Genomic DNA, 23129 nt, shown 5'->3' on the forward strand with positions numbered 1-23129 from the left:
CGAGGGATGTAGCAATACCCGTGCCTAAAAAAAACCGCCTATAAATGAAGGACTTGAAAAACAGGCGTCAATCATCCGCCTGTTCATCACCGTCACGACGGCTCATGCCGTACTTGCGCATCTTCTCCACCAGTGTGGTTCGACGAATTCGCAGCCGCTCTGCCGCGCGGGCGACGATGCCATTGGCATCATCCAGCGCTTGCTGAATCAGCCCTTGTTCCAGACCACCGAGGTAGTCTTTCAGGTCCAGGCCTTCCGGCGGCAGCAGGGCCCCGGCAGAGAAATCCGGAGTATGACCGTTGATGGCCACCCGCTCTTCAAGATCGCTGCGCAGGCTGTCGACCAACTGCTCGTCTTCATCGTCGACGTAACGGAATTTCTTCGGCAATTCGACCACGCCGATCACTCCGTACGGATGCATGATCGCCATGCGCTCCACCAGGTTGGCGAGTTCGCGGACGTTGCCCGGCCAACCGTGACGGCACAGCGACATGATCGCCGCGGAATTGAAACGGATCGAACCACGCTTCTCGTGCTCCATGCGCGAGATCAACTCGTTCATCAGCAGAGGAATATCTTCGACACGTTCGCGCAATGGCGCCATCTCGATCGGGAACACGTTCAGGCGGTAATACAAGTCTTCGCGGAAGGTGCCGATCTCGATCATGCTTTCGAGATTCTTGTGCGTCGCGGCGATGATGCGAACGTCGACGCTCTGGGTCTTGTTGCTGCCCACGCGCTCGAAGGTGCGCTCCTGCAACACGCGCAGCAGCTTGACCTGCATTGGCAGCGGCATGTCGCCGATTTCATCAAGGAACAGCGTGCCGCCGTTGGCCAGTTCGAAACGTCCGGCACGGCTGGTGATTGCACCGGTGAACGCGCCCTTTTCGTGGCCGAACAGTTCGCTTTCCAGCAACTCGGCCGGGATCGCCCCGCAGTTGACCGGAACGAACGGCGCGTCACGACGCTTGGAGTGATAGTGCAGGTTGCGCGCGACCACTTCCTTGCCGGTCCCGGACTCGCCGAGGATCAGCACGCTGGCGTCGGTGTCGGCGACTTGCTGCATCATCTGACGGACGTGTTGAATCGCCCGACTGGTGCCGACAAGACTGCGGAAAAGATTGGGTTCGCGATGACGACCGCGCTCGCGGGCCTGGTCGTACATCTCACGATAGACCTGGGCACGGTGCAGGGAGTCGAGCAATTTGCTGTAGCTGGGTGGCATTTCGAGGGTTGAAAGCACTCGGCGACGCTGGTCTTCTGGCAAGTCAACGGAAGAATTATCGCCCATTAACAAAACCGGAAGGAACTCATCCCAGGTTGAGAGTGTCTTTAACAAGCCCGTAAGTGCGCCAGGCGCATTGACCGTCCCGATCAGGACACAGATCACTTCACGACTTGACGACAATGAGCCGACAGCCTGCTGCCAGTCATGGCTACCGCAGGGAAAATTTTCTTCGCCAAGAAAATTTAATATCACCGCCAAGTCGCGACGGCGGACACTATCGTCATCAATTAGCAGAATTTTGGTTTCACGCCACATGCAATTGCAACTTCCCTAGTCAACTCAATGCCCGAAATGAGGGGCAAGCTAGACGCTTGCAGACACGTTGATGCCTGTAGACGCCTGAAATGTTCAACCAGCCACTAGTTAAGTCAAAAAACCGTGCACAGTCAAATTTATGGCGCACTATGTTTGGATTAACCGGGGATTAATTAACCAAACAGATGGTAAACCTTTGACGCGTTTTGTGCTTGGTGGATCTGCGACATCTCATCGACTATCGCTTGCCTCTCCCCTGTCGCCGCCTCCAGAAGCTGTTTATACACCCCCAGCAACTCCTCAAGGTTATCGCGCAACGCGGCCTCGTCCCCCGAAGCTTCACTCAAGACATCTTCCATGCAGGAACGGCAAGCCAGGTCCAATTCACCAATGGCTTCCCAGTTACGCTCAGCCAAAGCACCGACCAGGCCATCACGGGTTTGTTCGATTCGCTGCAATACAAGACTCATGGTGATCTCCTTAAAACTGCGGACCCGGCGCGGCGATAGCATCCCAGCCGTCTTTGACGGTGCGAAGCAGGTCGGCGACTTCGTCGAGAATCTTTGGATCGGTTTTGACGTTGGCTTCTGTCAGACGCTTCATCATGTAGGTGTACAGGTTGTCCAACTCCCCTACCGATGCAGCCTGATTCTCAAGATCCAGACCTTCACGCAGACCGCCAATGATGCCAATGGCCTTGCCGATCAGAACCCCTTTGTTCGGGATATCCTTTCGCTCCATGGCGCCTTTGGCCTGCGCGATGCGGTCCAGGCCGCCTTCCATAAGCATCTGCACCAGACGGTGAGGACTGGCTTCGGAAGTTTGCGCCTGGGCGCCAATCTTCTGGTATTGGCGAAGGGCTAACATTGGATTCATGTTGTACCTCATCAAAAATCTGTGGTTCGTATAACCAGTGTATCGACGATGCGTCAAAAAACTTTAGATTCAAAAAACAAAAAGCCCGGAGCGTGAAACGCTGCCGGGCTTTTGGCACTTTGGGAGTTAAGAGTTCTTCTGCTGCGCGGTCATGGCTTCGAACATCGAAGTGATGTTGCTGGCTGTCGCTTTCAGCTTGCCAACGAGAGTATCCATGTCGTTGTACTTTTTGGTCAGCACCGCCGTCAAGGTTGCTATGCGGCGATCCAGGGCAGCCTGATCGTTGGTCAGCTTGGTCTTGGTCTTGTTCAGACTGGTCGTGCGCTGATCCAGAATTCCGCCGGTCTCTGCAAACGGCGCGATCGCCTTGCCCATACGCTCCAGCAAGCCGTTACTACCGGTGAACAACTCCTGGACTTCACCGCCCAGTTTTTTGTCATTCATCGCAGCAGTGAATTTGGTGCTGTCAAAATCGAGAGCGCCAGTCTTCTGGTTGGTGGTAATCCCCAACTGCGCCAGCACGGTAAGTTTGTCACCCGCACCGGCTTCAGACAAAGGCGTGCGAATGGCCGACAAAATCGAACGCGGCAATGCGTCACCGGTCAACGCCGCTGGCACGGTTAGCTTACCCTCTTTATCGAGCGAAGGCTTTGTGAGCGCCGTAACGCTGTTGGCGATTGCGTTGTAGGCGTCTATAAACTTCTGGATCGAAGCTTTCAGGCCATCCGTGTTGGTAGAAACCGTAACGGTCGAAGACCCCGTTGCCAATAAGTTGAAGGTCAACCCGGAAACCGCCTTATCCACGGTATTGCTCTTGCTGGTCAGCGCCATGCCATCGACGGTGAAGTTTGCATCCACAGCCAAAGCACCGATAGAACCAGCAGAAGCGCTAGTCATTGGAGAGGCGTCAGTACCCACGACTTTCGTGCCGTCGATGACCAATTCAGGGATGCCACTGACGGAAATATCCGACTTGGCCCCTGTAGTAGTCGAACCCAACACCAGACGCGAACCGAATGAGTCAGTCACGATGTTGGCGCTGATACCGGCGCCCTTGAGCGAGGCATCGGCGTTGATCGAATCTCGAACCGATTGCAGTGTAGCGCCGGGCTTTACATCAAGATTATATGTCCCGGTGGTGCCCTGCTTAATGACCAGCGTCCCATCAGTGATAGCACTGGTCGTTCCACCGGCAAAAGCCTGACTGGTCACTTTGGAAGAGGTGGCGAGATTCTTGACATTGATGGCGTAGCTGCCACCCACGGCCGAGTTACCCGCCGTGGCTGTGACAATTTTCACATCAGAGGAAGTCGCGGCAAACCCGGGGAACTGCGGGCTGGTTTTGCTACCCAGATCAGTCATGGATTTGGTAAATGCAGCCATCAAGGACTTTAAGGTCCCGATACCGGAGATGCTTGCGGTGCTGGTCGCAGTCCCACGGTCGAGTTGACCTTGCTTGGCTGCTTTATCAGCGCTTACCAAAGCCTTGACGATAGCACCGGTGTCAAGACCGGAGCCAAGACCTGCGCCCGGTAAAATTGGACTTGCCATGTGAAACTCCCTTCAGTGTGTCGCCGGCCTTTTGACCACTACAACGCCCAAAAGAACATAGCAACAAAATTCATGCCAATTGTCAGACTTTCGCGCTGAACAACAAGCTACTTGCATCATTCAAACTGTTGGCCAGCTTAAGAACTTCTTCGTTGGGGATCTGACGGATTACCTCACCGGAGTCACTGGCAATCACCCTTACCACAACCTTGCCTGAAGGCTCGTCAATCGAGAACTCCAGATTACGCTTGACCGACTGAACGAACTTTTCAATTTCCTGGACGGCCATCTTCAGTTGTTCCTGCTCGGTCTGGGTACCTTTGCTTTCATCCTTGACGGCAACCACTGGCGCAGTTTCCGCTAGAGGTTTCTGCGCTGCCTTTTCGGCAATAGGTGTCGCCACCTGCCGGGCCGCAGGATAAGACAAGTTCAGCTTCGCGCTCATATCCATGTCCATCACCTCTTAAAGTAAAAAAGCGAGAAAGCGCGACGTACGCACTCCCCCGCCAAAAACTACCCGGCTATTACTGAAGCAGTTTCAGTACAGCGGATGGCAGTTGGTTGGCCTGGGCCAGAACTGCGGTGGAAGCTTGTTGCAGAGTTTGTTGCTTGGTCAGCTGTGCAGTTTCAGAAGCGAAGTCGGTATCTTGTACGCGACCCAGTGCAGCACTGGCGTTTTCGTTAATGTTCTGCAGGTTGGAGATGGTGCTGGTCAGACGGTTTTGCGCGGCACCAAGGTCAGCACGGCTGGTGTTGATAGTTTTCAGTGCCGCGTCGATTGCGTCGATTGCAGCCTTGGTGCTGGCTTCTGCAGTGGTGCTGTCGGTACCGGTTACAGCGATGGTGGCCGAACCTACGCTCAGGGTAGCAGCATCGAAGCCGCTGGCCAGAGTGATGGTGATCTGGTTAGTTCCGCCAGTGTTGGAACCAACCTGGAAGGTCATAGTGCCAGCGGTGCCGTCAATCAGGTTTTTGCCGTTCAGGTTGGTCGACTTGGCGATACGGGTCAGTTCGTCCGACATGGTTGCGAACTCTTTGTTCAGAGCTGCACGGTCGTCGGTGCCGTTGGAATCGTTTCGTGCTTGAACAGCCAGTTCACGCATACGCTGCAAAATGTTGCTCGATTCTTGCATCGCGCCTTCAGCGGTCTGAGCAATCGAGATACCGTCGTTAGCATTTTTGATCGCCATGGTCTGACCACGGATCTGCGAGGTCATACGGGTAGCGATTTGCAGGCCGGCGGCGTCGTCTTTAGCGCTGTTGATTTTCAGGCCGGAAGACAGGCGAGTCATCGAAGTCGACAGAGCATCAGAAGCCTTGTTCAGGTTTTTCTGTACGTTCAACGATGTAACGTTAGTGTTTACTGTTAAAGCCATGACGAATTCCTCGTTGGTTGGGTACTGCGGCTTCCGGCCCTGGCAACCGCCGGGTATGGCCTAGAGAACCTTCGTAATAGTTATCGTCGGCATTGCAACTTGCTTTAGGGGATTTTCAAAAATATTTGCCATCACGTTGCCACCCCCCGTAAACAAAGGACTTGACCACACTCAAGCAGCTAAAAAAATGACGCCATGGAAATGCCGGCGACAGATTGGCGAGGAAATGCAAAGTGGGCGCCGAACAGGATGATCTGCGCTGCACCCATCTTCATCCAAGGTCCACCACGGGGGAAGTCACTCTACCGCCCACATAAAGTTCACCCTTGGGCCAGCGAGCGCGCCGACAGCAGCGGCCAGTGCCGCTGTATGACTTCGCCGTTGCGCTCAAAGAACTCGCTCATGGAGCTTCGCTTTTCATTCGGGCAAAAAAATAGCGCTCAAGGTAGGTTGCACCTTGAACGCTTTTTTTGTGCCTGGCTTTTGAAAAATCAAGGGCGATAGATAATCGCCGAGCCCCACGACAAACCAACGCCGAAACCGCTCAACGCCACGCGCTTCCAGGTGGAGTCCAGCACATGTTTTTCCAGCAGCAGCGGGATGCTCGACGACACCGTGTTGCCGGTCTCGACCATGTCCTTGATGAACTTCTCGGGTTCGCCCTCGAAACGTCGCGCCACGGCATCGACAATCGCCGCACTGCCCTGGTGAATGCAGAACGCATCGATATCGTCAGCGGTCAGCTGCGAATCAGCCAGCAACTCGTGCAAATGCGCCGGGACTTTAAGCAGCGCGAAGTTGAACACCTGGCGGCCGTTCATGAAAAACACGCCATCGGTGACCTTAAGGTGCGGCGCACCGGAACCGTCGGTGCCAAACTTGGCCTTGCCCAAATGCCATGGCGCGTTCTCGCCCATCCAGGTGGCAGTGGCGGCATCACCAAACAGCATGGTGGTGTTGCGGTCTTCCGGGTCGACGATCTTGGAGTAAGGATCAGCGGTGATCAGCAGGCCATTCTTCAAGCCTGCGGCTTCCATGAAACCCTTGATGGCGTAGATGCCGTAGACGTAGCCGGAGCAGCCCAGGGAAATATCGAACGCGGCCACGGTAGTTGGCAGGCCCAGTTTGTCCTGAACGATAGCTGCGGTGTGCGGCAGGCCTTCTTCGTCGCCGTTCTGGGTGACAACGATTAGCACGTCGACGTCTTCACGTTTCAAGTCGGGATTGTTGGCGAACAGCGCGTTAGCTGCTTCGACACACAGGTCCGAGGTTTCCTGCCCGGCGTCTTTGCGCGGCAGGAAGGCTGAACCGATCTTGCCCAGGATAAACTCTTCATCCTTTTCGAATTTTGCACCCTGTGCGTAATTGTCCACGCCGGCTACAGGAACGTAGCTCGCAATGCTTTTTATGCCAATCATTACGGCTTCCCAATAATAAACAGCCCAATACCACCGCTCGTAATGATTCGAGGGGCGCCGACAAACGGATAAAAAATGTCGCCTCACTGAGACGATTGCGGGAAAAATAAAAGGCTATCACTGGGCCAAAAACAGGCCAGGCGCCACCTTCCCGATTAATACAATACAGTGAAGATGCGCGTTATGACTCGCAGGTCACGCTATTTTGCCGAATCAGCGCCACAAGGAGTTATTCGACCAACGACCAGTTCAGCGGCGTTCCGCGCTGGACGGCCTGACGGGCACGGCGGTCCAGAAGCGTTTCCGCGTATTTTGGGGCCAACTCCAGACCAGGACGAATGGCTCGCACGTTGGTGACGGTGAGGGGTTCGACGGCAGCCATGTCCTGAGTCACGTAGAGCGAGCGGCGGTATACCAGGGGCTTGCGCTCGGCAGTGCCACTTCCAGCGACTGATTATGTTTGCCACTCATCTCGGCAATGATGAACAGCGGCGCATCTACGCCGATCGAGCGGTTGCCCATCTTGAACTGGTCATAGGCGATCCTTGCTCAGGAACACCCACCACGTAATCGATACCGCGCATGGCCTGACGCAAACAGTCAACGCCGCGCACATCACCGATGAATTAACGCATGCACGGCGCGTTGAACGTCTGCTGCATTTCGTACTGCTTGATCTCATCGCGGGAAAACACCACCACACGCTTGGGCTGGCATTTCCCTGTCAATCAGGCTTATGCAAGCAACTGTGCCCAGTTCACACTGCAAGCGTTGCCGAGGGTAAAGCTCTTGCCAATCAAGGCCAGGTTCTGGTTGTAGGCCGAGTCCTGTTCGAAACGGGCCTGCCATTTGTCACGCAGGGCCGCACGGGCCTGTGGCGCCTCAGGCAACAGGCCCGGGTGCAACAGTTGCGCTTGTGGCGTCCAGACGGTGAGGTAACCGGCATCGGCAACTTTCAGGCACAAATCGATATCGCCAAAAGCTTCGTCGAAATGCTCTTCATCCAGCCCGCCAACCGCTTCATATAGCTCCTTGCGAATCATCAGGCATGCACCGGAAACCGCCGAATAGTTCTGCTCCACTTGATGGCCATAGAGGTAACCCTTGGCGTCCTTGCGTTCATCGACAAAGACCGAGCCGATATCGCCATTCAAACCGAGGACCAACCCGGCCTGGTTGGTGGTGCCACTAATGTCCATCAGTTTGGCGCCAACAATGCCGACTTCCGGACGCTGGGCCTGGTTGAGCATGGCGTCGAGCCAGTTGGCATTGAATACCTGGGCTTCGGCCGACAGCAGCACCAGGTACTCACCCTTGGCCTCGGCGCTGGCAACGTTATACAACGCTGAACCGCTCACGCGCTGACCGGTGCGCAGTACACGAATGCGCTCGCCCTTGCCTTGCAGACTGATAAGCCATTCGGCCAGTTCGGGCGATTGGCTGTAGTTGTCGACAATCAGCACTTCGTGGCGTTGGTAGCGGGTGCGTTGCAGTACGCTGACCAATGCACGTTGCAAGTGTTCCAGGTTGTCCTGGCTCTGGAGGACGATCGATACCATCGGTCGTTCAGCGTGCTGATAGTCGATCTGCCAGGTCTGCGGCAGCATCGAGCTGACTTGACCACGATACCCACGCCTGGCCAGGTGACGAGTCAAAACCTGACGTTCCTGAGCATTTTCTTCAGTGGCCGGCGCGTTGCAGATCAGCAAGGGTTCGGCCAGGTGCGCCAGCCCCCCGAGACCACTGTTTTCGATCAGACGAAGCAACAGGTCAAACTCCAGGGCCTGGGTGTACTCGGTCGAGAAACCCTTGGCCTGGGCCAACACGTCACGCTGGATCAACCAGTGCCGTGCCATCAGCGACGGTACGGTTTGCAGCAGGTCTAGGTTGACCCCAGGACGAAATACATCCACTAACGTGCCGTTAACCTGACGCTGAATTTCGTCCATGGCCACCGCGCGCACGCCTTCGGCGCCCATCAGCTCGAGGCTGGCACGTAACAACCCGCTCGGGGTGAACTGATCTCCGGCCTCGGCCAGCAGCAGCCAGTCAGCCGTGGATTGCACGACAATCTGATTGATCCGATCGACGTAATTGGTTGTGCTGACTTTGACGAAGTGCACGGTGTCCCGGACGCTGGTAGTGGCCGGCAGCTCGCCAGTGGTGAACACCACCACGTTGAACGCCTTGCAATGCCCGTTGACCAGGCTGTCGAACGTGGCCTGCAACTTGAACATGTCGGCGTCCAGGTCGAGCAGCAAAATGGCGAACCGAGGGCCGCCGTTGTGCTTGCCCAGATACCCGGTGATATCTGAAAGCTGGACGGCATCAGGATTGCGAGCATCTAGCCAGTCAAGCAAACGCCCGGACGGCATGCTCTGCAGCAACGTGCGGTCATCCTGTCCCGGGACCGAATCGAGGCGCTTGGCCCATGCTTGAAGCTTGAGCTTCTCGTCCTGTTCCTCGGTGTCTTCGAGTGACTCGATCAAGCGCTTGACCACCGACCGGTTGAACCGGTTAAGACTCAATGCCTCCCACAGGCGAGCACGAATGGTGCGGTCGTTGTCGTTAGGCTGAATTCGCATCAGCTCCTGTTGCTTGAGCAGGATGCCTTCGAGTTCCTGCAATTGCAGGCGGCCGGCCGGCATGGCGTGCAACAGAAATTCGAATTCGGTCAGCAGGTCGAACATCGTTTTGTTGTAGAACGGCATTTCGACAAACTGCTCGGGACCGAACGAGCGAACCGGCGCTTGCCCGGCCTCGATCCAGGCCGAGCGAAAGATCATGGTGCCTTTGAGCGAGCGACCTGCGAGCAAGCACTCGGCCATGGCGGCAAAACTGTCCAGTGCTAACTGTTTGACCTCGGCCGGTTCCTTGCCGCTGAACTGGGTAGGAATCGAAGCCAGGAACTCGGCAAACTGCTCGCGCTCGGCGACGGTTTTCGCGTCCTTGTATGTGAGCACGGTCAACACGTTGGTGTTGTGGTCCGAGGCGCCGTAGTTGGCCTCCCGCACGGCGTAGGGGATCGGCAGAATCCGCGCCTTGGCACAGGCCAGCAGATAGAACGCATGGCCGATTTCCTGCCACTCGAAACTGGTGCCCGAAGGCAGTTGGCTGTACCACTGCTGCAGCAGGTCGGTGCGAGTCACCGCATAAAACGGCGGCAGGAACTGCTCCATGAACTCAATGACCCGAATTTCAGGCTGCTTCGAGTTGTAATCCTCTTGCACCCTGCAATCACGCCGGTAGTAGTTAACCTCAGTGGCGCGGGCCAGGTACATCATTCCGTAGCCATGGCACATGCCATAGTCGGTATTGGCTTCGAGAAACTCCAGCGACGCGGTCAGCGCGTCGTGCAGCAGGAAATCATCATCGGCTGCAAACACCATGTAAGGCGTGGTGACCTGGGTGACGCCATAGCTGAGTTTTTCCTGAAGCCCCTGATAGGTGTACTGAGGCAAATGGCGATAGTCGACCGACGGGAAGTCCCGGGCGATGTGCTCATCACCTGCAACGGACGAGTCCAGAACCAGCACCGTGCAGGGATAGTTGCCGTAGTACTGCAAAGTGCGCCGCAGGAACGCGCTCCGGTTGTGGGTGATCACCACGACCGTGAACCGATCGCTCAGCGGCGCAACGTTGTCTTGAGTACTGTTTTGAACCTGCATATCTCTATCCCCGCAACTGGCCAGCGGCCAATAACCTGATCCAAATATTGATTAACGAACGCGACGCAGGTAACCGTCAGGCGCAACAGTGATCAGCAACTTGTTTTGCAGCTGCTGGTCGATTTCAAAGTCCTTGTTTTCTTCCAGGTACTTCCACACGGCAGTCTTCGGGTTGTCACCCGGGCCCCATGGACGATCCGGGAAGAAGTCCGCCGGCATGTCTTCGACAACGGTGTCCATGACCACGCAGTAGCTGTCCACTGAAACCAGCGGTGCATAAAGGCGAAGCTCTTCAAGCACGTGGTCATGGGTGTGGTTGGAATCGAGCACCAGAATGACTTTCTTGCCTTCGGCCAACGCGCGTACTCGAGCAGCGATTACCGGGTCGGTGCTCGAACCTTCAATCATGGATATGCGTTTGCTCATCGGGTGGCTTTCGATGGCTTCGCGGTTGTGCGCACGGATGTCGAGGTCGATGCCCAGCACTTCGCCGTGGCCCTGCAGTTCCAGCAACGATGCGTAGTAAATGATCGAACCGCCGTGGGCAATTCCACACTCGATGACCAGATCCGGTTTGACCTGCCAGATGATCTCCTGCATCGCCATCATGTCTTGCGGCAGCTGGATGATCGGACGGCCCATCCACGAGAAGTGGTAGCTGTATTTGTGTTTGGCCGATTTGTTGAAGAAATCCTGGGCCAAAGCAGTCAGCTCCTGGTCGTCACCCTGACGGGCGATTTCCGCCTGACATTCCGCGTCAAAGGCTTTATGAATCGTGTTGTCGGTCATTTTTGTAATCTCAATAGTCACTGGAACGAAGCGCTGTCGACGGCGTGATAGACGTAGCGTCCACCGGTCATCCGCTCGATTTCTTCGAGGTAGTTGGAATTCATCACAAACAGGTTCGCGCCTTCAGGCAGACCGTCCTGGGCCTCTTGCGGCGATGACACACGCACCCCGCTCAGTGGCAAATAACGGCCCTGCTTGGACGGGTTGATGTCCACTACATGCTCGACCGTCACACCGGCGCGCTGCAGGAACAGCGAATAAATCACGCCCTTGGATGAAGCCCCCCAGATGCCTGCGCCCTGACTGCCGCTGGCCTGAATGATCTGCACCGCTCGCCCGATGCTGGCGGTGAAGTTATCCGCGAGCGTGAGCAGTTGCGGCGCCTCGACCGGTGCTCGGCGCAAGGTCGACAGGTCCGCGACGATGTACAGGTACTGCCCGCCAAACAGGTGACCCGCCTCGTGCACCGTGCCGAACAGGCCGCGCAGATCCGCAAGACGGAAGTAATTCACATGCTCGTAGAACACATCGAACCAGGCGTTATGTTCGACGATCCAGTCGAAGCAAGGCACCTCGATGTAAATCTGCCCACCCTGATTGGCGCTGGCAATTTCGGCCAGGAAGCTCACCGGATCGCTGATATGTTCCAGAACGTGGCGCAAGACGATCGCGTCGGCGGCCAGCCCTAGCTCCTTGGTGAAAGAGGCCTTGATGACGTCGGCGTTGTCACCTTCGTAGGAGGGGTCGATACCAGTGATGGCATAACCCCGCCCGCGCAGCATCTCAAGGAAATAACCTTTGCCGCAGCCGACCTCAATCAGGCTTTTCCCATTGAAATGATGAGCGAGGATGGCCTCGACATCATTCAAGTGCTGCTGGAACTGCACCGAATGGGCCTGTTCGTTTTGATAGTCGGCGTCATAGCTGAGCTTGCTGACGTCGAACGCCTGGTTGAAGATCAACCCGCTCTGGCTGTCCTGCACCAGCACGATATCGGCGCTGCCCGAAGCCCGGGCCTGCTCGGCGCTGGCAAACGTGCGGTTCTGGAGTACCGGCAGCCCGGCCACTCGATATAGCTCACGCTGCATGTTCTTCTCCTGCCAGTAGCGAAATCCGCTGGGCCACGCCCCAGAACGCCATGGGTTCATGGGCGGAGTAACCGTAGTGCCCCAGATTCAGGACGATGGACGATTGACGTTGACGAACATGCTGCTCAACCAATGCCCTTACGGAAACCGGTTGCCCGCTGCAGCAATTGATGAGGCCTTCAACATCGCGACGGGCGATGAGTGACGCCAGCAGGCTGGCGGCTTGGCTGATTTCCAGGTAATCACGCAGCTGATCGCCCGCCGACATGTTGAACTGCGGATCACCGGCGTCGATGGCTCGGTCGAGACTGGCCAGGAGACTGCTGGGGTTTTGCCCCTCGCCGTGCAGATAAAACAGTCGAGCCCATTGCAAGGTGAACGGACGCTCACGCTGCAAGGCTTCAAGAAACAGCCGCAAGGTGTGTTTAGCCAAGCCATAGGGGGTATTGGGTTGTGCCGCCACCGCCTCACTCAAAGGGCCACTTTGCAGCCCGTACTCGAAACAGGTTCCGGTGACCAGCACCTGGTTAACGCCGGCCTCGACCACTCGTTTCAGAAACGCGTAATCCAGCGGCAAGTTGCGCTCGAAATGGAACAGCGCCTGATAGTTCGGCAAGCCGGTCCAGGCCAGGTGCGCGATGGCATCGATCCCCTCGGCCAAGGCCGCCACATTCAGATCCATGGCCTGGATATCAGCGGCGATGAACTCCACGTCGCCAAACCATGGCATCGCACGGGCCGCTTTGATATTTCGCGACACGGCCCGAACCTTGAAGCCCTTGGCGAGCAAGGCGCTGACCAGATGTCGCCCTACAAAGCCAGTGGCGCCAGTGACCAGCACTTTCATTGCGCGGGCTGTCACAGCACGACACCGATGAAGTGGTCATCCAGCAGTGGATGGCAGGCATCCTTTGCCGACAAGTTCTTGACGGGTAACGGCCAAGGTAGGGACAACGCAGGGTCATTGACCGAGAGGCCGGCTTCATGGGCGGGGGCGTAATCCGCATCCGTCAGATACAGCACTTCCGAGTCGTCGGTCAGGGATTGAAAACCATGGGCAAAACCCGCCGGGATCAATAAGCTGCGCCCGTCGTCGGCACGCAGCTCTTCAGCGTGCCAGTGCAAATACGTCGGCGACTGCGGGCGCAGGTCTACCACCACATCCCAGACCGCGCCGCGTACGCAGGTAATCAATTTGGACTCGGCGAACCCGGCTTTTTGATAATGAAGACCTCGAACGCTGCCCTTCTCAGCAGTACGCGAATGATTGATCTGGCGGATAGCGAAAGGTCGGCCCTGCACCGTCAAACTGGTCTGGCAAAACAAACGGGCAAACCGGCCTCGATCATCACAGAACACTTTCTGCCGAATCAAAAACAATCCTTCCAGCTCCAGCGCCTGGAGCGTGAGCTCGCTCATGACCGTTCCTTGTAAAGATTCAATTGATTCAGGGTGACCGCACGCATGTCCTCGCCATTCTTCCAGGCCAGATGCCAGTCCAGCGTATGTTCAAGACACTGCTGCAGCGACCAGCAAGGGCGCCAGCCAAGCAATTGCTGCGCACGACTGCTGTCCAGCCGTAACAGGCCGGCCTCATGCATGTCACTGGCCTCGATACGCAACCCGGGCGCCTGCGGCCAGCGGCTGGCCAACCGCTCAACCACTTCTCCGACCGTACACATATCGGCATCACCCGGACCGAAGTTCCAGGCCCCCGAATACGCCGGGCCCTGCTCGAACAACCGTTCTGCCAACAATAAGTAGCCGGCCAGCGGCCCCAACGCGTGCTGCCAGGGACGTACCGCTTGCGGGTAGCGCAAGGTGACGGGTTCATTTGCGGACCAAGCCGTTAGTACATCCGGGATCAGCCGCTCCGGGGCGAAGTCACCACCTCCCAGTACATTTCCGGCACGGGCAGTCGCCAAGGCCAGGCCATGCTCGTCATAACGATCGGCGGCGAAAAATGAGGCGGCATAGGACTGCGCCAGCAGCTCGCAGCAAGCTTTGCTGCTGCTATAGGGGTCATGCCCGCCCAACGGCTCGTTTTCACGGTATGGCCACAGCCATTCCTGATTGGCGTAAACCTTGTCGGTGGTCACCAGCACACAGGCACGGACGCCACCGATCTGGCGGATCGCTTCGAGCAGGTTGAGGGTGCCCATGACATTGCTGGAATAGGTGCCCAACGGGTCGCGATAACTTTCACGCACCAGCGGCTGGGCCGCCAGGTGCAGGACGATTTCAGGTTCGGTTTCGGCGATGACCTCAAGCAAGGCACCCAGGTCACGCAAGTCGCCGCGTTGATCGTTGATGCCTTCGGCCACCCGTGCCAGTTCGAACAGACTCGGCTCGGTGGAAGGATCAAGGGAAAACCCGCTGACCTTGGCCCCGAGGCTTTGCAACCACAACGTCAGCCAACTGCCTTTGAAACCGGTGTGGCCGGTGATCAGGACTCGCTTGCCACTCCAGAACTCCGCGCTCAATCCCACTGCTTCCATGGGGCCTCCCCGCTCTGCCACAGCGTTTCCAGATAATTCTTATCGCGCAGAGTGTCCATGGGATGCCAGAAGCCGTCGTGCTGAAACGCATGCAATTGTTCTTCGCCCGCCAGTCTCGTCAGCGGTTCGGCTTCCCATGAGGTTTGATCATCTGCAATGTACGGCAGCACTTTGGGTGACAGCACGAAGAAGCCGCCGTTGATCCAGCCGCCATCGCCGCGAGGTTTTTCGGTGAAGCCCAACACCGTGTCGCCATTGCGCTCCAGGGCGCCGTAACGGCCTGGCGGTTGCACAGCGGTCACCGTTGCCAGCTTGCCGTGAGACCGGTGAAAATCCACCAGCGCTCCGATGTTCAGATCCGACACGCCGTCGCCATAGGTGAAACAAAAGGCTTCTTCTTTTTCCAGATAACGCGCGGCACGCCGCAAACGTCCGCCGGTCATGGTCTCTTCGCCCGTGTCGATCAGGGTGACACGCCATGGTTCGCTGTAATTCTGGTGAACATCCATGCGGTTTTCACGCATGTCGAAGGTGACATCGGAGGTGTGCAGGAAATAGTTAGCAAAGAAATCCTTGATCGCGTAGCCCTTGTAGCCAAGGCAGATCACGAAGTCATGAATCCCGTGGGCCGAGTACTGTTTCATGATGTGCCAAAGAATTGGCTTGCCGCCGATCTCGATCATCGGCTTGGGCTTGAGGTGCGACTCCTCGCTAATCCGCGTGCCGAGACCACCTGCCAGAATTACTGCCTTCATCGCTGTCCTCTTGCTCTTCGCGCGGCCCGCCCCGCTGGGGTAGCCGAACCGTCAGATGCACATCATTTGCCTGCAGCCATTGGCCGTTCACGCCCATGGGGTGAAGGTTTTATGGCGATATTAGGGTGACTTGCAGGAAGTGAGCCAATTGCACAGGACAAAAAAAACGTCCGAACACGGGCTGCATTCGGACGTTTTTTTAAGGTTGATTGCCAGCGACGGAATCAGTCCGGCAACCAGCCCCACAGCCAATGTTGAAGGTTGTCACCACGCAGCATGAAATCCCGATGTACCGCTTCACGCAGTTCATCGCCCATGCGGTAACTCGCATCCGGATCGGCCAAGTGCATGCGAATTGCTTGTAGCCATTCGTCCGTGCTGTTGCTGTAGACCTTGGTGCAAGGCAAGTGGCCGCGATAGGCCTCGGTGTCGGTGCAGATCACCGGATAACCGCAAGCACCGTACTCCAGCAACCGTAGATTACTTTTGCAATCGTTGAAGATGTGGAATTCCAGCGGCGCCAGTGCCAGGTCGAGGTTCAAGCTCGCCAGTTTGAACGGGTAGCTCTGCAAGCTGATGGCGGAGTGAAATTCATGGACATACGGCCGCAACCCTTCAGGACACATGCCGAAAAACACCCACTCGACTTCGTTCGCCAGCTCTCGCACTACGTCGGCAATGATCTCCAGATCACCGCTGTGGCTGGTGCCGCCACCCCAGCCAACGCGCGGCTTGCTGGAGGTTCGGCGGCGGCTGGTCAGTGTCGCCCATGGGTCCGGCGACAGCATGTTCGGTACTACGCGAATCTCGCTGTGCATGCTCGACAACGCATCGGCCAACGGCTGGGTAGTCACCACCACACGATCACACAGTGCGATGCCTTCGCGCAGCATCTGTTCAGTGTTGACTGGCTTGTTGCGGGTGTGGGTGTTCTTCTTCGGCGCGCTGACAACGTAGTCGTCCAGTTCGAAAATCCTAAGTGCACTGGAGTACTTCTTTATGCGCAAAATGTCACTGACAGCCCCTTCACTGTAGCGGCATTGCAAAATGATGGTGTCAGGGGATAACCGCTCGATCTCCACCGTCGATGGCGATTCATAGGCGAAGCGTGAAATCACTCGTCCCGCCGCCTCGAGCTCCTTCAATGGCCCAGTGACCCGATAATGTCCGACCGCAGTGCTGTTGACCGGCAGACCAAGAATCAGCGGCAAGGCACGGGTGCAAAAAGGGTTCCAGTTGTCGCGCAACGACGGCTCCAGGCTGAAACTGGAAAACCCAAGACTCAGCGCAGGACTGTAAGCCGGATCCTTGGCAATCTGCGGTAACCATTTGCGGTAGAACGCCTCTTCCTCACACTCACGCAGCACAGCCGACGAAGACAACAGTGACGCACCCGCCTCCGGCGCCAATACGACACTGGCATACGGCGTACAGACCACCAGATAGCCGTCCTTGCTCGCCCGCAAACACAAATCGACATCGCTCAAGCCGAGGCCGAACGTGGCCTCGTCCAGTTGGCCAAGCCCTTCAAAGACTTGTTTACGCACCATCAGGCACTGGCCGCTCACCGCACTCCAGTTCTGGGTGACCTGCAAACGCTGCATGTAACCACGGCCATTCGCGGCCTCGCCAGCAAACGGTGAACCGACCGGCCCGGCCAGTCCCAGGATCAACCCGGCGCTGACGATGGCGCCCTCGGGACTCAGCAGTCTGGCCCCCACCACGCCCACCTCGGGACGCTGAGCATGGTTGAGCAATTCGTCCAGCCAGTCGCCATCGCAAATCACAGCTTGCGCATCGAGCAGCACCAGATAATCGCCCCGGGCCTGACTCGCTGCGAAATTACGAATGGCAGCTTCGTTGGCGTCCCCAGCGTAACGCAGTACCCGCAACATGGCGGTACCGAGTTGCGCCATCGCCGCCAGCCACTCGATCATCGCCGGATCATTATTACCGCTGTCGACGATCAGAATTTCGTACTGAGCGTAAGCAGTACGCTCAATCAAGCCTTCGGTACAACGCTGCAACGCGTACAGCGAGGCACCGGCCTGGATGATGATCGATACCAACGGCCGCGCGGCGTGCAGGTAGTCGATGCGATTGATCAGCGGCAGCGCTTCGTGACGTATCCGGTGCGGCGTGCCGATACGGTCCAGATGCGCCCCGACCATACCGGCATTGCGCTCGATCACCTCGGGCAGCGACAGCCAATCGGCAAAGGCCAGGCTCGACTCCACTTGAATCTCGGCGATGTGCTCGATGGCCTGTGGCCCGACCTCTTCCACCAAACGCCACATCAGGTCATGGGGAGCCAACTCGCCGTGCACCGGATCAAATCCGCCCGAGGCCATAAAACGCTGGCGCTCAAACGCCAGGGTTCGGCCGACATAGGGATAGGCGCGCATCAGGTCAAGGTTGAAATCCGGCTTGAACACCGGGTCGATCGACTCGCCATCAGTCAATGCACCTTCATCGCTATAGGCACAAAGAATGCCCGGCAATCCGGCGATACGCTCAGCCAGAATCAACAACGCCGACTCGCGCAAGGTGTCGCCTGCCCGCAGCAAGTAAAACCAATGAGCACCCTCCAGTTGAGGCACCACGGCATTGAGCTGTTGTGCCCAGTCTGCCTGGAGCGGCAACTGCAGAAGACGCTCATCTGCTTCGCAATGAGCATCAGACAGCACCACCACCGCCTGCGGCGCATAGAGCTGGGCTCGCAGGCTCTGCAACGTAATCTCCATCGCCGCCGCGTCAGCACCCCCGTCGATCACGATCGGTACGATTTGCGGACGCGACGACCAACTGTCGATGCGCTGTGGCATCAGGCGTTGCACAACCTGCGAGAACCGCCGGATCGCCAGCCATTCACGATAAAAATTTTCGTAACTCTCACTTTCTCCGCCCACTCGGCCACTGACCACCGTGTTGCGGTTACCGAGAATGCGCGTCACGCACAGTTCTTGCCAGGCATGGGGTTGATTCGTGACATTGGCCAGGTCGATGTAACGGACCCAACCCGACGCCGGCGCCGATTCGCCGCTGCGTACCGCGAGCATCTGCGCCAGCCAACTCCACTCCACCGCAGCAGCCTTGAGCATCTCCGGGGTCTTGCTCAGGCGCTCCGGATACAGCCGTTCGGTACTCAGCACGGTGCTGAGCGACACCAGATTACCGCGACGCATTAGACAAACGAACAGGGCGAAATCGAGCATCGCGACGAAACCGGCACCTTCCTGGATCAGCGCCGGCAACAACTCCAACACATCGGCGCGACGCATCATGGCCGAACTGAAGTTACCGAGAAAATTTACTGGCGTACTTTCGAAGATCGCCAACATATCGTCGCCCTTGAGCAACGCATCGTTTGGCGAGAAGCGGCAGTTATCGACCCGCGGTGGCAGAAGGAAATTTCCGGCATCGCTGAGCATCCGCAGGGCAAATACCACATTGACATCAGCATGGTCGATCAAAACCTGAGCCTGCAAGGCAACACTCGGTGCAAACAGACGGTCGTCGTCGCACAGCACTTTGATGAACTCGCCCAGGGCTTCTTCCACGCAACGCAGCAGGTTTTTCTGCAGCCCCAGACGCTGAGGATTGCGCAGATAACGAATCGGGTGCGCCGGCTCGGCAAAGCTGTCGACGATGTCGCGGATCTCGTCGCTGGAGGAGTCATCGCAGATGACGATCTCGATCTGCTCGTAGGTCTGGGCGAGTGCACTTTCCAGCGCCTGGCTGAAAAAGCGCGGGTTGAAGGCAGGGATGACGATACTGACGAGGGGGCGTTGATTCACGACGGGAACTCTCGAGCGGTGGGCCTCCACCCTTTCAGGTAGAGGCCGCGGAACCGCTTAGGAAAAGACGGTTGGCAGCTCGGCAGGCACAGGCTCAGACCTTGTTGAACAAGCCCAATTGAGCAATCTTGCTGAACGCCAGTTGCGAGGCCTGCAACATGGTTTGTTGCAAGGTCAGACGGGTCATCACTTCGGCCGGATCGGAATCGCGAATCGACGATTGGGTCTGGGCATTGGCCAGGGTCAGGCTCTGGTTGGTGTCGCTCTGGGTGGCCAGGGCCGAACCGCGACCACCAACCGAACTCAGCGCGCTGGACAACTGGTCGGTGCCGGTGGCCAGGTTACCCAGACCCGACGCCAACGAAGCCTGAAGCTTCTGGACCGCCAGCGCGTTACCGTTGGTTGGGGTGTTCAATGCCGTTTTCAGCTGGTTCACGGTGTCCAGAATATTCTGGGTTTCGTGTGTATTAACCGCCACGCTGAACTGATCGCCCGCACCCGGCGCATTCGGTGCAGCGGTCAAGGTGAAGCTAACACCCGATGCGGTTGCGACGTCACCCACCATGGTGCCGCTGGACACTGGCTGGCTGTCAGCCGTCAATGGCGCGGCGTACAAATCAAACGCGGTGGCGCTGGTGAACTTCACGATCGCCGAACCTTCCGGGAAACTGGCGTGATAACTGGCTGCGTTGGTGATGCTGCTGGCCGTCACCTGCGCCCCCGTCAAATTGCTTGGGCTGCGGGACGGGGTGAACGTGTCGGGTTTCGCCGCCAGTGTGAATGTATGACCCGGCAAATCGGTAGCCGCCACATCGCCGGCTGCCAGATTAATGTTCAGCGTCAACTCTACACCGCGAAACGTCACAGCCTGCCCGGCTTTGCTTGTGGGATCGAACGTGCCGCCCTGACTGGCTTCCGATGTCCTGTCGATGCCTGCCGAGTCGGTGATCTTCAGTTGGGTGCCACTGATAATTTGCACGGTGTACGGCTCGCCACCACGAAACTTGCTGCTGTAGGAGACGTCCGACGAAACCTGGCCATTGCTCAGTTGCACTTTACTGCCGTTCACACCGGTCGCCGTCATGTTGGTCTCGGTACGACTGGTATTGATCGCCTTCTGGAACGTGTCCCAACCGGTGCTGTTGGTGGCCATCGACATGGTGTCGCCGATCGCCAAGTCCAGGGTCACTTGGTCGCCGTTGTAGCTGTAGGTGCCGTCATTGTTACGCGTGAATGGCGCGGTTTCGCCCTTGGAGCCGGCGAAGATGTACTTGCCGTTTTCGTCCTTGGAGTTCATCAGGCTCAGCAACTGCTCTTCAATCTGGCCCAGCTCCGCCGCCGTGGTTTGACGATCGGCATCGGTGTAACCGGCGTTACCGGCGCTGACGGCCAATTCCTTGGCGCGGGTCAGCACATTGTTGATGCTGGTCATCACCGACTCGGCCGTCCCGAGGGTTGCCTTGAGGGTGTTGGTATTGGCAGCGTACTGATCGAGCATCGAAGCCTGCTGGCCTAATTGCAGCAGACGCGAGGCGCCGACCGGATCATCTGCAGCTGTATTCACGCGAACCAGGCTGCTGGCCTCTTCGCTGCTCTTGACCACGTTGGCGAAGTTCTTCTGATAGTTCGCAGCCGAGGACTCGTAAAACTGGGCGGTAGAGATGCGCATGGGCTACGACTCCTTAAATGCTGTTGATCAGTGTGCTGAAGATTTCCTGCGCAGCCTTGATGATCTGCGAAGAGGCGGTGTAGTACTGCTGATACTTGACCAGGTTGCCGGTCTCCTCATCGAGGTCGACACCCGAAAGCGAGTCGCGCGCACCTTTGGCGTTCGCCAGGATGGCTGAGGTCGCGGCGCTGTCGAGCTTGCCCTGGGCGGCCTTGGAGCCAACGCCTTCGACCAGTTTGCCGTAAGCGTCGTTCAGGGAAATACCTTTGCTGGCGGAGCCGGTGTCCACGGTCTGCGCGGTCTGCAAGCCGGCCAGTGTGGTGCCGTTACGGTTGTCCAGGCTGCCCGGCTGACTGAGCGAGACGTTAATTGCCGCGCCGTTGCTCGGGGCACCGGCGAAGGTCATTCTGAAGGTCGCGGTGTACTGAGTGGCAGGCGCAGGCGGGATCGGCGCACCCGTGGCATCCTTGAGCGGAATGCTCAGGTTCAGGGTGTTGCTCTCACCTGGCTTGATGGTGCCGCTGCTGATCAACCCGCCCTTGACATCCAGGAACTGGTAGACCTGGCTGGTGCCGTCGGCGGACACCGCACCAAATACCACCTTGGTCGGCGTGGAGTTTTTCAGGCCGTTCTGCATCGCGGTGGTGGTCGCCGCGTCGTAGATATCGAACTTGGTGGTCAGGGTCGGTTGACCGCTGGCCGGGATCGTCAGGGTGCCGCTGCCGCTGCCGCTCGCTGCAATTGCCGCGCCCAACGGTGCCGCGATGGCCAGACGTTTGGAGTCGGTCATCTCGGTCTTGATGTTGGCGGCCGCGTTGCGGGTCGGGGTAATCTTGAAGGTATCGCCTGCAGCCGCGGTGCCACCGGTAAGCTTCAAGGAGAAACCGTCAATCACCGGCGCCGGTGTGGTCGTCGTGCTGAAGCTGCCCACAGACGTATTGTCTGGCAGGCGCTGCACGGTGTAGTCAGTGGCGCTGGTGAACGTCACCTTGTAATCGTTGATGGCCAGCTTGCCAGTGTCTTCGATGCTGACATCGAAATTGCCCGAGCCTACGCTGTTATTGCCGGAGGCGATGCTACGCTGAGCCATCTGCGCGGCACTGTTGATGCTGTTGAACAGGGTCGAGCCGGAGTTACCGTTCTTGTCGATACCCTGGGCCTGAATACTGTTCATCTGATCGGCGACGACCAGCGCCACACGGCCCAGTTCGTTCATGGCCGGGTCCAGCACGGTGCTGCGATAACGCAACAAGCCGCCGATTTCGCCGCCGGTCATGATCGACGTGATATCGATGGTGCTGGAGCTACGATTGAGCTGCAGCGATAACCGTCCCGGATCGTCTTTGCCCGGCACGACTTCGAGTTTGTTGACGGTGTTACCCATCACCAGCGGCTGGCCGCTGCCCAAGTAGATATCGACATTGCCTTCGCGTTCGACGATCTGCGCGCCGGTAAATGTCGAGAGCTGGCGTACGGTCTCGTTACGGGCGTCGAGCAGCTCGTTCGGCATGCCGCCAGAGCTGGAAATCTCGGTAATCTTCTGGTTCAACTGCGCCACGGTGGCGGCCAGCTTGTTGACCTGATCGGCCATGTTCGTCAGGTTGCCGTTGATGTTCGCGTTCTGCGCGTTCAACTGGCTGGACACCGAATTGAAACGGTTGCTCAAGGCCTGGGCATCGCTGAGCAGCAATTGGCGGGAAGCATCGTCACCAGGCTTGGCGTTGACGTTCTGCACCGAGGCGAAGAACTTGGTCAAGGCGCCGTTCAGGCCGGTACCGCTGTCCGACAACAATTTGTCCAGGGGGGTGACCTGCCCCAGGTACGCTGCCGAATCACTGTTGAGCGAAGTGGTGGTCTGCAACTGAGCATCGAGGTAGCTGTTGTACACCCGGCGTACATCGGCCAGGGTCGTGCCGGTACCGATGTAGACATTGCCGAACTGCTGCGAGGCTTTGGTGCCCTGCACGGTCTGCTGACGCGAGTAACCCGCGGTATCGACATTGGCGATGTTGTTACCCGTAGTCATCAACGACGATTGGCTGGCTGACAGCCCCGACATCCCGATGTTGAGCAAACTCATGGTTCAGACCTTATAGCTTAT

General features: G+C 57.7%; 17 protein-coding genes and 2 pseudogenes. All 19 read right to left on the reverse strand.

Annotated elements, in window-relative coordinates; genetic code table 11:
- Positions 1 to 67 precede the first annotated feature (67 nt).
- Positions 68 to 1543: a sigma-54 dependent transcriptional regulator gene (locus tag ACYZTU_RS20980; protein ID WP_461965197.1), complete on the reverse strand. Its 1476-nt coding sequence runs from the start codon at positions 1541 to 1543 to the stop codon at positions 68 to 70.
- Positions 1544 to 1716: 173 nt separating this feature from the next.
- Positions 1717 to 2013, reverse strand: coding sequence for a flagellar protein FliT (locus ACYZTU_RS20985; RefSeq protein WP_461965198.1), 297 nt, complete (start codon positions 2011 to 2013; stop codon positions 1717 to 1719).
- A gap of 10 nt (positions 2014 to 2023) precedes the next feature.
- Entirely contained in the window at positions 2024 to 2419 is a 396-nt protein-coding gene (fliS, locus tag ACYZTU_RS20990; RefSeq protein WP_461965200.1) for a flagellar export chaperone FliS, read from the reverse strand.
- 126 nt (positions 2420 to 2545) lie between these two features.
- Complete coding sequence (fliD, locus tag ACYZTU_RS20995; RefSeq protein ID WP_461965202.1) at positions 2546 to 3970, reverse strand: flagellar filament capping protein FliD; 1425 nt, start codon at positions 3968 to 3970, stop codon at positions 2546 to 2548.
- Positions 3971 to 4052: 82 nt separating this feature from the next.
- The gene (locus tag ACYZTU_RS21000) at positions 4053 to 4421 is read right to left on the reverse strand and encodes a flagellar protein FlaG (protein ID WP_461965204.1); all 369 of its coding nucleotides are present in this window, start codon (positions 4419 to 4421) and stop codon (positions 4053 to 4055) included.
- Between the two features lie 73 nt (positions 4422 to 4494).
- A complete protein-coding gene (locus tag ACYZTU_RS21005) occupies positions 4495 to 5346 on the reverse strand; it encodes a flagellin domain-containing protein (RefSeq protein WP_461965206.1) in 852 nt (283 codons plus the stop codon).
- Between the two features lie 491 nt (positions 5347 to 5837).
- On the reverse strand, positions 5838 to 6764 hold the full coding sequence (locus ACYZTU_RS21010; protein ID WP_461965208.1) for a ketoacyl-ACP synthase III: 927 nt from the start codon (positions 6762 to 6764) through the stop codon (positions 5838 to 5840).
- 229 nt (positions 6765 to 6993) lie between these two features.
- A pseudogene (locus tag ACYZTU_RS21015) lies at positions 6994 to 7209 on the reverse strand (SAF domain-containing protein); the annotation flags it as partial.
- Positions 7210 to 7324: 115 nt separating this feature from the next.
- Positions 7325 to 7477, reverse strand: a pseudogene (locus ACYZTU_RS21020) (polysaccharide biosynthesis protein); the annotation flags it as partial.
- A gap of 21 nt (positions 7478 to 7498) precedes the next feature.
- The gene (locus ACYZTU_RS21025) at positions 7499 to 10432 is read right to left on the reverse strand and encodes a TIGR00180 family glycosyltransferase (RefSeq protein WP_461965210.1); all 2934 of its coding nucleotides are present in this window, start codon (positions 10430 to 10432) and stop codon (positions 7499 to 7501) included.
- Between the two features lie 51 nt (positions 10433 to 10483).
- Positions 10484 to 11221, reverse strand: coding sequence for a cephalosporin hydroxylase family protein (locus ACYZTU_RS21030; RefSeq protein ID WP_461965212.1), 738 nt, complete (start codon positions 11219 to 11221; stop codon positions 10484 to 10486).
- A 17-nt stretch (positions 11222 to 11238) separates the two neighbouring features.
- Positions 11239 to 12309 (reverse strand): class I SAM-dependent methyltransferase, encoded by a 1071-nt coding sequence (locus ACYZTU_RS21035; protein WP_461965214.1) that lies wholly within the window; start codon positions 12307 to 12309, stop codon positions 11239 to 11241.
- A complete protein-coding gene (locus tag ACYZTU_RS21040; RefSeq protein ID WP_461971124.1) occupies positions 12299 to 13156 on the reverse strand; it encodes an NAD-dependent epimerase/dehydratase family protein in 858 nt (285 codons plus the stop codon). Before ACYZTU_RS21040 ends, ACYZTU_RS21035 begins: the two co-directional genes overlap by 11 nt.
- Before the next feature lie 11 nt (positions 13157 to 13167).
- Positions 13168 to 13728, reverse strand: a complete 561-nt coding sequence (rfbC, locus tag ACYZTU_RS21045; protein ID WP_461965216.1) for a dTDP-4-dehydrorhamnose 3,5-epimerase — start codon at positions 13726 to 13728, stop codon at positions 13168 to 13170.
- Entirely contained in the window at positions 13725 to 14807 is a 1083-nt protein-coding gene (gene rfbG, locus ACYZTU_RS21050; protein ID WP_461965218.1) for a CDP-glucose 4,6-dehydratase, read from the reverse strand. Before rfbG ends, rfbC begins: the two co-directional genes overlap by 4 nt.
- Entirely contained in the window at positions 14789 to 15562 is a 774-nt protein-coding gene (gene rfbF, locus ACYZTU_RS21055; protein WP_461965220.1) for a glucose-1-phosphate cytidylyltransferase, read from the reverse strand. The genes rfbG and rfbF overlap by 19 nt, the downstream gene beginning before the upstream one ends.
- 224 nt (positions 15563 to 15786) lie before the next feature.
- Positions 15787 to 19359, reverse strand: coding sequence for a glycosyltransferase (locus ACYZTU_RS21060; RefSeq protein ID WP_461965222.1), 3573 nt, complete (start codon positions 19357 to 19359; stop codon positions 15787 to 15789).
- Positions 19360 to 19453: 94 nt separating this feature from the next.
- Entirely contained in the window at positions 19454 to 21028 is a 1575-nt protein-coding gene (locus ACYZTU_RS21065; RefSeq protein ID WP_461965224.1) for a flagellar hook-associated protein 3, read from the reverse strand.
- Positions 21029 to 21041: 13 nt separating this feature from the next.
- Positions 21042 to 23108: a flagellar hook-associated protein FlgK gene (gene flgK, locus ACYZTU_RS21070; protein WP_461965226.1), complete on the reverse strand. Its 2067-nt coding sequence runs from the start codon at positions 23106 to 23108 to the stop codon at positions 21042 to 21044.
- Positions 23109 to 23129 lie beyond the last annotated feature (21 nt).

The sequence above is a fragment of the Pseudomonas sp. HLT2-19-2 genome (assembly GCF_054898005.1).